This is a genomic window from Planctomycetota bacterium, from assembly GCA_039182125.1.
Lineage (GTDB): Bacteria > Planctomycetota > Phycisphaerae > Tepidisphaerales > Tepidisphaeraceae > JBCDCH01.
Genome location: JBCDCH010000033.1, coordinates 1 through 15,756, shown reverse-complemented (window position 1 = coordinate 15,756; position 15,756 = coordinate 1). Strand labels below are relative to the sequence as shown.

General features: G+C 64.7%; 13 protein-coding genes. 4 read left to right on the top strand and 9 right to left on the bottom strand.

The window, feature by feature from the left end; translation table 11 throughout:
- The first annotated feature begins 39 nt into the window (after positions 1-39).
- On the top strand, positions 40-1,323 hold the full coding sequence (locus AAGD32_10180; GenBank protein ID MEM8874614.1) for a glycosyltransferase N-terminal domain-containing protein: 1,284 nt from the start codon (positions 40-42) through the stop codon (positions 1,321-1,323).
- A 35-nt stretch (positions 1,324-1,358) separates the two neighbouring features.
- Here AAGD32_10180 and AAGD32_10175 read toward each other — a convergent pair whose 3' ends face one another.
- From AAGD32_10175 to AAGD32_10140, 8 genes are all read right to left on the bottom strand, one after another.
- Entirely contained in the window at positions 1,359-1,901 is a 543-nt protein-coding gene (locus tag AAGD32_10175) for a hypothetical protein (GenBank protein ID MEM8874613.1), read from the bottom strand.
- A 99-nt stretch (positions 1,902-2,000) separates the two neighbouring features.
- On the bottom strand, positions 2,001-2,267 hold the full coding sequence (locus AAGD32_10170; GenBank protein MEM8874612.1) for a type B 50S ribosomal protein L31: 267 nt from the start codon (positions 2,265-2,267) through the stop codon (positions 2,001-2,003).
- Positions 2,268-2,327: 60 nt separating this feature from the next.
- Positions 2,328-3,020 carry a phosphate signaling complex protein PhoU gene (phoU, locus tag AAGD32_10165; GenBank protein MEM8874611.1) on the bottom strand — a complete coding sequence of 231 codons (693 nt, stop codon included), beginning with the start codon at positions 3,018-3,020 and terminating at the stop codon, positions 2,328-2,330.
- 97 nt (positions 3,021-3,117) lie between these two features.
- Positions 3,118-3,981: an NAD(P)-dependent oxidoreductase gene (locus tag AAGD32_10160; protein ID MEM8874610.1), complete on the bottom strand. Its 864-nt coding sequence runs from the start codon at positions 3,979-3,981 to the stop codon at positions 3,118-3,120.
- Positions 3,982-3,990: 9 nt separating this feature from the next.
- Entirely contained in the window at positions 3,991-6,900 is a 2,910-nt protein-coding gene (gene uvrA, locus AAGD32_10155) for an excinuclease ABC subunit UvrA (GenBank protein MEM8874609.1), read from the bottom strand.
- A 68-nt stretch (positions 6,901-6,968) separates the two neighbouring features.
- Complete coding sequence (locus AAGD32_10150; protein MEM8874608.1) at positions 6,969-7,832, bottom strand: FkbM family methyltransferase; 864 nt, start codon at positions 7,830-7,832, stop codon at positions 6,969-6,971.
- Complete coding sequence (locus AAGD32_10145) at positions 7,825-9,522, bottom strand: WcaF family extracellular polysaccharide biosynthesis acetyltransferase (protein MEM8874607.1); 1,698 nt, start codon at positions 9,520-9,522, stop codon at positions 7,825-7,827. Before AAGD32_10145 ends, AAGD32_10150 begins: the two co-directional genes overlap by 8 nt.
- A gap of 67 nt (positions 9,523-9,589) precedes the next feature.
- Complete coding sequence (locus AAGD32_10140) at positions 9,590-10,681, bottom strand: glycosyltransferase (GenBank protein MEM8874606.1); 1,092 nt, start codon at positions 10,679-10,681, stop codon at positions 9,590-9,592.
- 116 nt (positions 10,682-10,797) lie between these two features.
- On the opposite strand from AAGD32_10140, the gene AAGD32_10135 reads away from it, so the two are divergent.
- Entirely contained in the window at positions 10,798-11,799 is a 1,002-nt protein-coding gene (locus tag AAGD32_10135) for an NAD-dependent epimerase/dehydratase family protein (GenBank protein ID MEM8874605.1), read from the top strand.
- A gap of 75 nt (positions 11,800-11,874) precedes the next feature.
- On the opposite strand, the gene AAGD32_10130 is transcribed toward AAGD32_10135, so the two are convergent.
- Positions 11,875-13,005 (bottom strand): FAD-binding domain-containing protein, encoded by a 1,131-nt coding sequence (locus AAGD32_10130; GenBank protein ID MEM8874604.1) that lies wholly within the window; start codon positions 13,003-13,005, stop codon positions 11,875-11,877.
- A gap of 138 nt (positions 13,006-13,143) precedes the next feature.
- Here AAGD32_10130 and AAGD32_10125 point away from each other — a divergent pair, with 138 nt between their 5' ends.
- Both AAGD32_10125 and ahcY read left to right on the top strand, forming a co-directional pair.
- Positions 13,144-14,112: a metalloregulator ArsR/SmtB family transcription factor gene (locus AAGD32_10125; GenBank protein MEM8874603.1), complete on the top strand. Its 969-nt coding sequence runs from the start codon at positions 13,144-13,146 to the stop codon at positions 14,110-14,112.
- Positions 14,113-14,389: 277 nt separating this feature from the next.
- Positions 14,390-15,756 (top strand): adenosylhomocysteinase (ahcY, locus tag AAGD32_10120; protein MEM8874602.1); only part of this gene is annotated, 1,367 nt, incomplete at its 3' end.

Here is a 15,756-nt window from a genome sequence, read left to right as displayed (position 1 = left end):
GAATGTCAAGACGTTTCTACACCTCGCTACCCTCTTGCCGTGCCGACGTTTGCCGACATGGTCTACGCCCCGCTGCTTCTCGGGGCGAAGCTACATCCGACGTGGCGGGCCAAGGCGGCCGAAGCGTTGGCGGAGCGGAATGGTGATGTCGCGCCGATCAACGGCCCTTGCGTGTTGATCCACGCCGTCAGCGTCGGGGAAGCCGCGGCGACGGCGGAACTGATACGGCGGCTACTCGCCGAGCAAGACGAACTCAACGTCGTGGTCTCGACGACGACCACGACGGGCTTTGCCCATGTGCAACGGCTCTTCGGCGAAGAGCCACGGGTGCGGTGCGTGCGCTTTCCGCTGGACCTGTCGAAGTACGTCCGGCGATTCCTCGATCGGCTGCGGCCGTCGGTGGTGATGCTGATGGAGCTTGAGGTCTGGCCCAACTTCATCGGCGAATGCCACCGCCGAGGCATCCCCGTCCTCGTGGGCAACGGGCGCATGACGACCAAGAGCTACAAGGGCTACCGCCGACTCGGGCCGCTGGCGAAGCCGATGTTCCGCAAGATCGACAGGGTGCTCGCCCAGGAGGCGACCTACGCCGAGCGGTTCACGGCGGTCGGTTGCCCGAATGTCGAGGTGGTCGGCTCGATGAAGTTCGACACCGCGAGCACCGAAGCACCCGAAGGTGTCGATGAGTTGCTCGAGGTGATGGGCTTGGGCGACGGTCCCGTGTGGGTGTGCGGGAGCACGGGGCCGGGGGAGGAAACGATCGTGCTCGATGCCTACCGAAAACTGCTCGAACAACGACCGGCGTTGCGACTGGTGATCGTTCCGAGGCATCCGCAGCGTTTTGAAGAGGTGGCAGGGATTATCGAGAAGACCGGTTTCTCGCTGAGCCGGCGAACGACACCTGTCGACAATCCGCAAGCGGTCATTCTCGGCGACACGATGGGCGAGTTGCGCAAGTGGTACGCGCTGGCGGACGTGGTACTGGTTGGTCGGACGCTGGTGGACCTTGGGGTGAGTCAGCGTGGCAGCGATATGATCGAGCCAGCGGCGCTGGGCAGGCATGTCGTCGTCGGCCCGTGGACCCAGAACTTTGCGGCAGCGATGACGGCGTTCAAGGAATCGCGCGCGATCCGTACCGTTGTCGGCAAAGACGGTGGCACGCCGTCGGCCATTGCGATCATGGCCGCCGTGGATTGGCCGCTGAGTCACGACGACGACTTTGCCCTGCGTGCCCGACAGGTGGTCCTCGAACAACGCGGGGCGACGGCGAAGCACGTCGAAGCCCTACAAGCCGCGTTGGGGAGCAGCGCAGCTACGATGTAACGAGAATGCATAGCCGCGTTGCTCCGCTGCACGGTTTACTCCGCCACGGTCGTCGCATTGCGAGCTTCGATCGCCAACGCCAGTTCCTCGGCGATCGGCGTCTCACCCGTGAACGTCCCGGCGTAGACCGTCCAACCCCGCCGGCCACGAACGCGAAAATGGTTGCGGGTCGTGTACGTCCCGCCCTCGACCTCGAACACGAGCATGCGCGCCTCGCCGTCCCAGGATTTATCGAGCACCTTGACGTATCCCTGATCGTCTTTCATCGCCGGCTTGAAGCCGAAGTTGAACGCCGCGTTGTGGCCGAACTCGTTGGCCCAGACGTAGATCGGCGGGGTGAAGCGGACGATGCCATAAGCAGTCTTACCGGTGGGGCTGAGCCAGACGTAGTGAATGTAGTTGTCGCCGGTTTTGACGTCGTCGAGTGCCCAGCCGACGGGCGGAGTCGCGACGGCTTCGAGATTGTCGATGTACTGCCCCGCCGCGGTCTGGGTCGCCGCCCGGGTGGCGGCTTGCTGCTGTGCGGTCAGGGGCGGAGCCTGCTTGGAACAGCCGATGACCAGTAGGAGCAAAAGCACAACGCCCCCGCCGCGGATTGACGGGGGCTTGCGGCAGGGACGTTGAGATGTCATGTGGGTACGCGCTCCTCGGCCAAGGCTTAGGTCTCGGCCGAAGTGCTAGGACTTCTTCCCGAACTTGCTCTTGTAGTTGCCGAACTTCTTCTGGAAGCGGTCCACGCGACCGGCGGTGTCAACGAAGGTCTGCTTGCCGGTGAAGAAGGGGTGGCTGGCGCTGGAGATGTCCACCTTGATCAGCGGATACTCCTTGCCTTCGTGCTCGATCGTGTCGTTGGACGGGGCACAGGAACGGCTAACGAACTTGTAGCCGGCACCGGGGTCCTGGAACACGACTTCGCGGTAGTTGGGGTGGATTTCCTTCTTCATGGTGGCTCGCTTTCGGGGACGGCGACGTTAGGCGCAGCCACGGCAACGGACAAGCGTGCCTCATCCACCGCGGCGATGGCGGACGATCTCACCGCTGGCGATGTAGATCACGTCCTCGGCGATATTGGTGCAGTGGTCGCCGATCCGTTCGAGACTCTTGGCGATCAGAATGATCGAAAAGTCCTGGCTCATCCGGCGATCCTTGCCCGCCTGATCGAGGCCTTCGGTGTCGGTGGGCATGCGAGCGAGCATGCTCTGGACGGTGTCGTGGTAGAGCGCGTCGAGCCGCTCATCGCCGTCGATGACGTCCTGAGCAGCCATCTCATCTTGCAGATTAAACGCCCGAACTGCGTCGCCGAGCAACTTCTCCGCGCCGGCCGCGAGTTCACGTAGCGACGGCGGGAGGTCGACGTCCTCACCGTTGTCTCGGGCCTTGATCAATGGCCGGCCGTTGCGGGCGATGTTGACCGCGCAGTCACCGATCCGCTCGAAATCGGCGTTGGCCTTGATGATCGTCGTGAGCAAGCGCAGGTCCGTCGCGGCCGGCTGGAACAAGGCCAGCAGGTTGATCGCCTGCTTTTCGACTGCGACCTCTTCGACGTCGATGCGGGCATCGGCTTTATGAATCTTCTTCACCAGCCCCGGGTCGCCGTCGATCACCGCTCGTACCGCGCGCTCGACCGACTGCGTCACACGGGCGGCCATGCGGGCCATCCGCTCTTGCAGTTCTTCGATCCCGTGATGGAGCATCATCGGCATAGGTACTTCGGTTCCTTCCCCAACGTGCCGGGCCTGCGCGACCCGGTCGCCGAAACCATGCACAAACATCAATGCTTCGTCAAACCAACGCTCATTCGGATTTCGCACCACGCGGACCGAACACCTCGTCGGCCGTCTTCCGCGCCACCCAGCCGACGTGCTCCCGGAGCTTGGAGCAATCGAAGAGGCTGGCCGCGTCATCCGGAACGGCCGGCCCGGCGTAACCGTTGTGCGCCGCGAGTTGGGCCAGCGTGAACGGGCTGACGTTGTCGACCGCGGCGGCGTGGTAGGCCTCGAAGCCGGGTCGCGGCGTTTCGAGCAGACGGGCGAACACGTCGGTCACATCGTCGATCATGATGTAGGTGCCGTACTCGGCGAAATCTTCGATCGGCCGATCAAGGTTACGACGCTGGCGGAACCACCAACTGTCATTACGCACGACGCCCGGCAACCGCAACGCCGCGACCGACAGACCAGCGTTCTGCGCGAGGTAACGGGCGTAAGTTTCGTTGGCGACCTTCGACGCGCCGTAAGGGTTGGGTGGCTCGACCGGGTGGGTCTCGTCGAACGGAATCACCGCCGGCGCGGGCTTCTTCTCATCAGCACCGAAGTAGCGGTACACCTGGCAACTGCTGGTGTAAACGACACGCCCGATGCCGAGATCGGACGCTGTTTGCAACACGGTCGAGCCGGCGGCGGTGTTGCGGGTGAACACACCGGTCGGCGTGTCGCGATACGCATCGGGCAACTCGCCCAGGTGAGCCACCGCGTCCGCGCCTTCGAGCAGCGGCTGAAGCGCGGCACGGTCGGCAAGTTCCACGTATCGCCAAGGGCTCGGCGCGTCGGCCGGCGGCTTGCGCACATCGAGGTTCAACACGTCATGGCCGTCGGCATGCAAACGCTCGACCAGGGCCGACCCGATCCGCCCGCTTCCACCTGTCACGACGATGCGCATGAGTTCACCTTACGCCGATGCTTTGTGTTTGGGCTTGGATCGCTTGGCCAGCATCGGGGCCAGGTACTTGGCCGTGAAGCTCGCCTTGGTCAGCTTGGCCACGTCCTCGGGAGTGCCTTCGGCGATGATCGTCCCGCCGCCGTCGCCGCCCTCGGGGCCGAGGTCGATGATCCAGTCGGCACACTTGATCACGTCGAGGTTGTGCTCGATGACCAGGACCGTGTTGCCCAGATCGGCCAGGCGATCGAGCACGTCGAGGAGCTTTCGGATGTCCTCGAAGTGCAGGCCGGTGGTGGGTTCGTCGAGGACGTAGAACGTGTGGCCCGTCGGGTTCTTGCCGAGCTCGCTGGCGAGCTTGACGCGCTGGGCCTCGCCGCCGGAGAGCTGGGTGGAGGGCTGGCCGAGGCGGACGTAGCCGAGGCCGACGTCGTTGAGCGCTTTGAGCATGCGATGGATCGCGGGGAAGTTCTCGAAGAACTCGCAGGCCTCCTCGATGGTCATCGCGAGGATGTCGGCGATGGACTTGCCGCGGTACTTCACCTCCAGCGTCTCGGGGTTGTAGCGGGCCCCGTGGCAAGCTTCGCACTCGACGTACACGTCGGGCAGGAAGTGCATCTCGATGAGCTTCTGGCCCTGCCCCTGGCACGCCTCGCACCGGCCGCCCTTGACGTTGAACGAGAACCGGCCGGGCTTGTAGCCGCGGAGCTTGGACTCGCGGGTTTGCGAAAACACCTTGCGGATTTCGTCGAAGCTGCCGGTGTAGGTCGCGGGGTTGGAGCGCGGGGTGCGGCCGATGGGCGACTGGTCGATCTCGATGACCTTGTCGACCTGACCGGCGCCGGTGAGCGACTTGTGTTGGCCGGGTTTGACGCGGGAGCCGTAGACCTTGCGCTTGAGCGCGGGGAGCAGCGTCTGGTTGACGAGCGTGGATTTACCGGAGCCCGAGACGCCGGTGACGCAGACGAAGCCACCGAGGGGGAACTTGGCCGAGACGTCCTTGAGGTTGTTGGCTTTCGCGCCTTTAACCTCGATGCACTTCTTCCTGTCGAGCTTACGGCGTTGCTCGGGGGTGGCGATGAACTTCTCGCCGGTGAGGTATTGAACGGTGACCGAGTGGTTCTGCGTGAGCACGCCCGGCATGTCGCCCTGGGCGACGACGTTGCCGCCGTGGGCACCGGCGGCGGGGCCGATGTCGATGAGGTGGTCGGCGGCGCGGATGCAGTCCTCGTCGTGCTCGACCATGAGCACGGTGTTGCCGATGTCGCGCAGGGCGAGCAGCGTGTTGATCAGTCGGTCGTTGTCACGCTGGTGCAGGCCGATGGTCGGTTCGTCGAGGACGTAGCAGACGCCGACGAGTTTGGAGCCGACCTGGGTGGCAAGGCGGATGCGCTGGGCTTCCCCGCCGGAGAGGGAGCCGGTCTTTCGGGCGAGATTGAGGTAGCCGAGTCCGACGTCGTTGAGAAAGCCGAGGCGTGAGGCGACTTCCTTGCGGATCGGCGCGGCGATCAGTTCGCCCTCCTCGCTGAGACGGAGGTTGTCGAAGAACTCGAGCGCATCGACGACGTTCATGCGGGTCAGGTCATCGATGGAATGGCCCGGCAGTTTGGTCGTGTCGCCCTTGGGGGCTTTGGCGGGCTTCTCGCCGGTGCTGTTGAGCCGGACCGAGAGCGCGTCGGTCTTCAGCCGCTTGCCATTGCACTGCGGACACGGCTGCTCGGACATGTAGCTGTTGAGCCGTTGCTTGACGTAGTCGGAATCCGTCGACTCGAAGCGGCGTTGCAAGTTCGGGATGACGCCCTCGAACCGCATGCCCTTCTTGTTGGTGCCGAAGAGCAAGGCGTCCTTCTGTGCCTTGGTCATGTCCTTGAACGGCGCGTGGTAGTCCACGCCGAACTCCCGGCAGAAGGTCCGCAGCACCCGGGCGTAGTAGATGTTCATCCGCTTGCCGTTACGCCGCCAGCCTTCGACCGCGCCGTTCTCCAGCGACAGGTCCGGGTCGGGCACGACCATGTCCGGGTCGAACTTGAACGTCGTGCCCAAACCGTGGCAAGACTCGCAAGCGCCCTGCGGTGAGTTGAACGAAAACAGCCGCGGCTCGAGCTCGGGCAAACTCACATGCGGATGGTCCGGGCAAGCGAAGTGCTCGGAGTAGAGGTGGTCGACCCACTCGCCATCTTCCTCGACGGTGATGATCACGTTGCCGCGCGTGAGTTGCAGGGCCGTCTCGACGCTGTCGGCCAGGCGGGAGCGGATCTCGTCCTTCAGCACGATGCGATCCACCACGGCGGCGATGTCGTGCTTGTAGGTCTTGGCGAGCTTGGGGAAGTCGCCGTCCTTGATGTCGATGATCTCGCCGTCGACGCGGGCGCGGACGAAGCCCTGCTTGACGATCGCGCCGAAGGTTTCCTTATGCTCGCCCTTCTGCTGCGAAACCAGAGGGGCCATGACCATGAGCTTGGTCTTGGCGGGTCGTTTCATCACGTCATCGACGATCTGGCTCGGCGACTGCGAAGAGATCACCCGCCCACATTCCCAGCAGTGCGGAGTCCCCGCCCGCGCGAAGAGCACGCGCAGGTAGTCGTAGATCTCCGTCGTGGTCGCGACGGTGGAGCGCGGGTTGTGCGAGGAGCCGCGCTGCTCGATGGCGATCGTCGGCGGCAGGCCGTCGATGCTCTCGATGTCCGGCTTCTGCAGCTGATCCAGGAACTGCCGGGCGTATGCGCTCAGCGACTCCATGTACTTGCGTTGCCCCTCGGCGTAGACCGTGTCGAACGCGAGCGTCGACTTGCCACTGCCCGAGAGCCCGGTCACGACGGTGAGCTTGTCGCGGGGGATGTCGAGGTCGATCGATTTGAGATTGTGCTCGGCCGCCCCACGGACGCGGATGGATTTGGTCGGATCGGGCGCGCTCGTTGCCATCGGCCCGTACGATAGCGTGGCGAAACCGTACGGCGTAAGTTCGGGTTACCCAAAATGAAAGTTTTCGCTCAAACGTTCGCGTGAGCCGGCTCGGTCTCGATGTCGGCCCGCTCCACGCTCGCGATGCAGTTGTTGTTGCCCATCTGCTCGGCGGTTTCCATGAGCCGCCAAGTGCCGTGGTCATCCCAGCCGGCCAGGTGGTAGCCGAGGCGTTGCAGTTGCGCAAGCATCAACGCCGCCCGGCCGGCCCCGTGGCTGGCGAGGATCAGCCGCGGCTTGTGCTCGGCCAGTGTCTGCTCCGCGCCGGCGAGGACCAGATGCTCGGCCCCCTCGGTGTCGATCTTGATCACGTTCGGCGGCGGGAGCGTCGGGTCCTCGCGCCGCAGATCGTCGAGCGTCACCAGCCGAACGGTGTCGGCCTTGGCACCGAGCCCGAGATTCGCCCGACCGATCGACGCCTCCCCGCCACTGACTTTCGTGAGCACCGCGCTGCCGCCGGCCATGTCATCGACTTGCAGCTCCACGCCCTCCTCGGTCACGTCCCCCACGGCATCGGCGATGACCCGGGCACGCGGCTCGTCGGCGAGGTTCTTCTCCAACAACTGTCGGTTGGGCGTGAACGGCTCGAACGCGATCAGCTTCGCCACGTCAAGCTTCGCCAGCGTGTACCGGGCGTAGTAGCCGATGTTCGCGCCGACGTCGTAAAACGTGTCGCCGGGCCGAGTCATGTGATGGAACAGCCCGAGCACCGGGGCGTGGCCGCGGAAGGGCGTTTTGCCCAGCAGCCAGCGGTGACGCCGCACGGAAAACGTGAACTTCCCGATGTGCGCGACATCGCGTGTGACCGGCAAGTCGGGAGCCATGCGTGCGGCGATGCGGTTGATCCCAAGGCCACGGAGCGTGTTGCGGAGTTTGACGTACAGGTCAGGCATGCACTGCTTCGGGTTCGGCGACCTTGTCGGTCTCTTCCTCGTCTTCGATCTCTTTCGCCGGTTCGCGGTCACGGAGAATCTTCGCGGGGTTGCCGCCGGCGATCTTGCCGTCGGGGACGTTCTTGAACACGCTCGAACGCGCACCGACGATCGCGCGGTCACCGATCGTGACGTTGGGCCCGACGAACGCGTCGGCCGCGACCCACGCCTCGTCCCCGACCGTGATCGGCGGACGCAACAGCGGGAACTCCGGATCGTTGAAATCGTGCGTTCCGGCACACAGGTGCGCGTATTGGCTGATGACCACGCGCTTGCCGATGGTGATCTTGCCGAGCGAGTAGAGGATGGCCGAGTCGCCGACCATGGCGTGGTCGTCGATCTCGACGTTCCAGGGGATCTCGATGTGGGCCGAGGGGCGCACGCGGACGTGCTTGCCGATCTCGGCGCCGAAGAGCCGCAGGAGAAAACGCCGCCAGCCGTACCAGTTGTGAAAGCTCAGGCGAAACGCGGTGCCTTGGGTCGCCATCCAGAGAACGCGTTTGACGTTCTGGCCGAAGGTCCACGGGCTCTTGGCGGCGACGTCGTCGTTGCCCAGCTGCGGAACACGGCGGACCTGCGGGCGATACGGCCGGGTCTGCAGTTGCTTAGCGCCGCGCGACGTGGTGCCGTTGGTGGCGGCCCCGTTGCCGTGGACAGCAACTTCAGGGAGTTCGTCGGGGACGTTGTCGTCGAGCGCGAAACGCCGGTCGGCTTCGGAGATGCGCTGCACCGCGACGCCGCCCTCGCCGGTAGCCAGGCCCTGCTCGGTCCAGATGCCGCTGTCCTTGAGGCGTTTGAGTTCGCGGAACTTGGCGTGGACCATGTGCTCGTACACCGCGATCGCACTGCTCAAGCCCAGGCCCGCGCGGCCGTCAAGGATGCCCAGGCGGATGATGTACATGTAAAGAAATCGCCAAAGCCACGGCAACGGCACCCACGGCATCACCCGGCTCTTGATGAACCGCAAACGCACAATGCGGTTCTTGAAGAAGTTGCCGCCGGGCCAATCCTCCGGCTCGTCGTACATCTGCCGCGCTTCGAGCGTCGAGTAGCGATTGTGCTTTGCGTAGAAGTGCTCGAGCCCGCGGCGGTCCTCGTGGAGCAGGTGCTTGGCGCGGGGCAGGTAGTCGACCGGGCCGTCGACGACCATGTGCTCGTGGACGAGGCGGTCCTCGTACTCGGCGGTGCCGCGCTTGAAGAGGCGCAGGTTCCAACTCGGGTAGTACCCGCAGTGGCGGATGCTCGCCCCGTTGAAGATGAACAGGCGGTTGATGTAGTACCCGGCAACCTCGGGCTTCTCGGCGTTGCCCGATGCGATCTCGACGATCAGGTCCCGCAGCTCCGGCGTCACCGCCTCGTCGGCGTCGATGATCAACACCCAGTCGCCGGTCATCGGCAGGTTCTTGAGCGCCCAGTTCTTCTGCCCGGCGTAGCCCTCCCAGTCGTGATGCACGAACTTGGCATCGAACGACTCGGCGATCTCGCGGGTGCGGTCGGTGCTGCCGGAGTCGACCACGAACACCTCATCGCACCACCCCGCCAGCGACGCCAGCGTGTGGGGCAGGTTCAACTCCTCGTTGAACGTTTGGATCAGGACGCTCAGAGACATCGGCTTGGGCTGGTCATCAACGTTGGGGTCCCCCGCATGCACGCACACACCCTACCACGTTCGTCGGCGGTTAGCGTGGCGAACTTGGGTGGAAGGGCAGGGAGCTGCGCTATACGTGATCAACGAACGACGGCCGAGGCCCGCCACGCAGCCAGGCGTAGGTTTCCGCAAAACGATCCAGTGCCACGGGCCAGGCATATTCCCTTTCCACGACGGTCCGGCCGCGCTCACTCATGGCCGATAACGTCTCGCGTCCAGCACCGAGGGCTTCGCGGAGGACGGGCTCCAAGTTCGTCGCGTCGACCTGCCAGCCGGCGTTTTCCTTGCCGAGCCAGTCCCACGGGCTGTTGGCCGGGGCGATGACGGGGCGGGCGTGGGCGAGGGCTTCGCCGACGACGACGCCGAAGTTTTCCCAATCGCTGGGCAGGACGAACACGTCGGCGGCATTGAACAGCGCGGCCTTTGCGTCGCCGTAGACCGCGCCGGGCATCTCGGCGGGTGCGTCGCCCAGAGCCACGCGGACCTCGGCCATGTGGCCATCCTGATCCGGGCCTGCAAGGACCAATCGCCAGTCGGGAAACTGACCGCGCAGCTTCCGCCACGTCTCGGCCAATCGGAGCAGTCCCTTCTTCCGATCGAATAGTCCGAGGTACAGCAGCGTCCGCTCGCCGGTCATCGGCTCGACCGACGCCGGCACGTCGACGCCGGGCGCGACCACCGCTACCGGTTGCTTTAGCCCGGCGGCACGGATCGTCTCCAGCTCGGCCGTGCATGTCGCGTGAAACGCGTCAACGCTTTCGAGCAGCTTGCGGTCGTAGAGGACACTCGCGATCGCCTTGCGGCCGCGATGCTTGGCGAGCATTTGCGGATAGAGCGAGCCGTGCGGGCTGAGAATGACCGGGGCGCCTGCGTCGCGTGCCCCGCGCAGGGCCGACACGTTGGCGAGCATCCGCAACCCGCCGTGGAGATGCACGACGCCATCCCCAACACGGTCGGCCACCGTCCGCCGAAGCGCCGGCATGTACGCGAACATCCTCGGCCCGCGCCGACGCAGCCGCACCGCCTCGATCTCCCCGGCGTCGTCGAACCCGTCCTCCATCCCGACCACCGTGTCGCCCCGCCGACCGGCAAGATCAAGCACGACACTCCACACACCGCCACCGAGACGGGAGACATGCGGGGTGACGTGGAGGGCGTGCATGGGGGAGCGTTGGTAGTTGGTAGAACTTAGTTGGTAGACCTGCTAGCGAGACCGCAGGACGCATCGAAGCAGGTCTACCAACTAAGTTCTACCAACTACCGACTATGCTTCTCCCCATGCAGCCGGACTTCTGGTCGGAACTTCATGGGGAGGCGTTCGCGGGCGTGCCGGTCTTGGTCACCGGGGGTGCGGGGTTCATCGGGTCGCACCTGAGCGAAGCGCTCGTCGCGCTCGGGGCGGACGTGCGGGTGTTCGACAATCTCAGCGAGGGCGATCGCGACAACCTGCCCGACGGGGTCGAACTCATCGAAGGCGATCTACTGGATGCGGACGCGGTCAAAGACGCGGCGATGGGTCGGCGGACGGTGTTTCATCTCGCCGCGTTGGTCAGCGTGCCGCGGAGCGTGCTGCACCCGGCGGAGTATCACACCGTCAACGCCACCGGCACGCTCAACGTCCTCGAAGCCGCCCGGCTCGGCGGGGTGCAGCGCGTGGTCTACTCCGCCAGCAGCAGCGCTTACGGCGACAGCGAAGTTCTGCCCAAGGTCGAGACGATGCCGCCCGCTCCGCGTAGTCCGTACGCCGCGACGAAGCTCGCCGGCGAGGAGCTGGTCCGCAGCTACGCCCACTGCTACGACCTCGACACCGCGGCCCTGCGTTACTTCAACATCTTCGGCCCGCGGCAGAAGGCCGACAGCGCCTACGCCGGTGTCGTCGCGGCGTTCGCCAAGGCGCTGCTCAACGGCGAGCATCCGAAGATTTACGGCGACGGCACCGCGAGCCGGGACTTCACGTTCGTTGCCAACGTCGCCCACGCGAACCTGTTGGCAGGACGATTCGATGGTCGCCTCAACGGCGGCCTGTTCAACGTCGCCACCGGCGTGCGGCACACGATCAACGCCTTGGCCGAAACCATGGCCCGGCTCATCGGCAAGTCGGAACTCACGCCCGTGCATGGCCCGGAGCGTGCCGGGGATGTGATGCACTCACTGGCCGACCTCGAGCACAGCCGATCGGTGCTGGGGTACGAGCCGGTCGTACCCTTCGATGATGGGATGCGAAAAACGGTCGCGTGGTATGCGGAGCAGTTTGGGAAAACGACTGAAGCCGAGGGATGAGTCTGCGAATCCCCGGATCGTGGCCGGACGCGCGTTCGATCCGGGGATTCGCAGACTCATCCCTCGGCTTCATGCTCACACCACTTTCTTGGCTTTGTTCCAGTAGCGCGAGAATCGTTTGAGGTCGACGACGCCGTCGATAGCCGCGAAGGGTTCGTCGTCGATGACGGCGATGTGGTGCTGCTCGACGAGCTTTTTGTGGGCCGGGTCGGGGCTGCGGAGGGTGACGAGTTTCGCATTGGGCAACTCGTCGACGACCTCGACGCCGGGCAGTTCGGCCAGGCATTGATCGACGAAGGTCTTGCGCTTGTCGGTCCAACCGTTGGCGTTCCACATGAAGACGCCTTTGCCGCCGGTGGCTTCGAGCGCGGGGTTGGTCTCGCGCAGGGCGTCGTCCCAGACGAGGGCGACGTCGCCGCTGGTCGTCTGCTGGCTCGGCTCGACATCGACCTTCCAGTTCACGTTCTGCCCGTCGCCGCCTTCGCCGTTCGTGAAGTAATCGTCGTTGAGCTGTTCGTAGCTTTTGTCGGTGGGGTCGTTCTTGGCGTGGGTGTCGAAGCGGTCGCCGCTGTACTTCACCACGTTGCCGCGGTTGGCAATGTAGGGCTTGTGGCTGAAGGTGCTCGCGACCCACTGCCACGAGAGGCTGTTGCTCGCCTCGTCACCGTCGAGCAGGTGTTCGAGGAACCATTCGGCACCGGCTTGCCATTTCACGCGCCGGGCGTGGACGACGTAGGCGGCGATCCACATGCGGGCGTGATTGTGCAGGTAGCCCGTCTCGTGGAGCTCGCGGGCGAAGTGGTCGACCCAATCAACGCCGGTCTCGGCGTTCAGGATGTCCTCGGGCAACTCGTCCGCATAATCGCCCGGCCCATGCCCGGTCTTCCACGGCTCCAGGTCCTTCCACACCTTGTCGCCCACATGGTCCCACACCCGCTGGTAGAAATCCCGCCAGCCGAGCTCGTTGATGAACTTCTCGACCTGATGCCGTTTGTGGTTCTGCAACGCGTGGTCGCGGCACTCGGCGAGGCTCAGGCAGCCGTGGCGGAGGTAGGCCGATAACCGTGTCGCGTCACCGTCAAGGCCGTTGCGAGTCTTGGCATAACGGACCGGGTCGATGGCGTGCAGGCGCTGCAGGGCGGCCTTGCGACCGCCGGCCAACGGCAGGGAATCGGCTTTGGGTGTGGATCGGGCGTACTCGGGCATCGCCAAACCCTCCCGCAAAGCCAACGCCCGCCCAACGGCGAATCGTGTTTCAATCCTCAAAGAAACCTCTTGCCGCGCCCACTGGGTCGGCTATGCTCCAAGCATTCATCCGTTCAGCCGGATGAACGGATTGACGACATGCCCGCCCTTGCGACGAAAACTTCCGCCCCCGACGCCCTGCTGGGCTGGATGGGCTCGCTCTCGGACCCGACGCGGCTGCGGCTGCTTCGGCTGCTGGAGCGTGAAGAGCTTGGCGTCGTCGATTTGTGCGATGTGCTGCAGATGCCCCAGTCCACCGTCTCGCGGCACCTGAAAGTGCTCTCAGACCAAGGCTGGCTCCGCTCACGCCGACGCGGCACCACCCGGCTCTACCGCACCGTCCTCGACGAACTCGAACAACCCGCCCGCGAACTCTGGCTCGTCGCTCGTGGCCAGACCGACGCCTGGGCCACCACCCGCCAGGACGCCCTGCGGCTCAAGACACGCTTGTCCGAACGCAACGCCGCGGCGAAGCAGTTTTTCAGCGGCAAGGCCGGCGAATGGGATCGGCTCCGCAGCGAGTACTACGGGGCCGGCTGGGAGACCGCCGCCCTGCTCGCGCTGTTGCCGGCTGATTACGTCGTGGCCGACCTCGGCTGCGGCACCGGCTCGACCCTCGCCGCCTTGGCCGGCAACGTCCACACCGCCGTCGGCGTCGACAACAACGCCCAGATGCTCAAGGCCGCCGCCCGACGCACCGCGAACTTCGACAACATCGACCTCCGCACCGGCGACCTGGAAAACCTCCCGCTCACCGACGGCGAAGCCAACGCCGCCATCCTCTCGCTCGTGCTCGGCTACCTCGACGAACCGACCGACGTGTTGGCCGAGATGGCCCGCGTGATTGAGCCCGGCGGCAAGGCCGTCATCGTCGACCTGCTCCCCCACGACCGCGACGACATCCGCGACCAACTCGGCCAAGTCCACGCCGGCATCAGCGAGGAAATGCTCGGAGAAGCCTTGAAAGACGTCGGCCTCGTGCCGATGAGCTACACCGCCTTGCCGCCGGCCGACGACGCAAAGGGGCCGGCCCTGTTCCTCGCTACGGCAACCCAAGGAGGCTTGTGAGCCAGCCGCTCGACTATGAAAAGGCGAAACACGGAAAGCGGAGTCACGCCAGAGGCTGGATAACTTTCGCGATAGTCGTTGCCGTTGTTCTTGTCACTGCACTGCTGTTGCTCGGGTCTTGGGGCAATGCGATGAGGAAGATTCAGAACAAGAAAACGATTAACAGCACTACTGCTCCCGCAAACCTTCCTCAATGACCTCAGCTGACGCGACCAGTCGCGTCGCACCTTCCGACCTCTACCAACTAAGTTCTACCAACTACCTACTTCCCAACACCATGACCCAACTAGCCACCGAACCGACCAAGTCCATCAACGCCGACACTGGCTTCGAGTACAAGATCGCCGACATCTCGCTGCACGAGTGGGGCCGCAAGGAGCTGCTGCTTGCCGAGCAGGAGATGCCGGGCCTAATGGCGTGCCGCGAGGAGTACGGGCCGAGCAAGCCGCTCAAGGGCCTGAACATCGGCGGCTCGCTGCACATGACCGTGCAGACCGCCGTGCTCATCGAGACCCTCGTCGAGCTGGGCGCCAACGTCCGCTGGTGCTCGTGCAACATCTTCTCCACCCAGGACCAGGCCGCCGCGGCCGTCGTCGTCGGGCCCAACGGCACGATCGACAACCCGCAGGGCGTGCCTTGCTTCGCGTGGAAGGGTGAGACGCTCGAAGAGTACTGGGCCTGCACCGAGCGCATGCTCGACTTCGGCGACGGCCAGGGTCCCGACCAGATCGTCGACGATGGCGGCGACGCGACGCTGCTGATCCTCAAGGGCAAGGAGTTCGCCGAGGCCGGTGCCGTCCCCGGCCCGGAAACGACCGACAACGCCGAGTACAAGGAAGTCCTCAAGATCCTGGCCAAGACCATCGCGGCCGACAACCAGCGCTGGGTCAAGGCCGCCGAGACCTGCAAGGGCGTGACCGAGGAGACCACCACCGGCGTGAAGAACCTGGTCAAGTATGCCAAGGAAGGCACGCTCGCCGTCCCCGCGATCAACGTCAACGACTCCTGCACCAAGAGCAAGTTCGACAACATGTACGGCTGCCGGCACTCGCTGATCGACGGCCTGTTCCGCGCGACCGACGTCATGGTCAGCGGCAAGGTCGCGGTCGTCTGCGGCTACGGCGACGTCGGCAAGGGCTGTGCCCAGTCGCTCAAGGGCCAGGGTGCCCGCGTGATCGTCACCGAGATCGACCCGATCTGCGCCCTGCAGGCGTCGATGGAAGGTTTTGAAGTCAAGCCGATCGAGGACACGCTCGAGGAAGCCGACATCTTCATCACGACAACCGGCAACTACAAGATCATCACCGCCGACCACATGGCGAAGATGAAGGACAAGGCCATCGTCGGCAACATCGGTCACTTCGACAACGAAATCGAAATGGCCGAGCTGAAGAAGATGACCACGCGCACCAACATCAAGCCGCAGTACGACATGTTCACCTTCGAGGACGGCCACTCTGTTCTAATTCTCGCCGAGGGTCGTCTGCTCAACCTCGGCTGCGCCACCGGCCACCCGAGCTTCGTGATGTCGAACAGCTTCACCAACCAGGTGATCGCCCAGATCGAGCTGTTCAAGAACACGTCGAACTACGACAACGCCGTCTACGTGCTGCCGAAGCACCTGGACGAGAAGGTCGCGCGCCT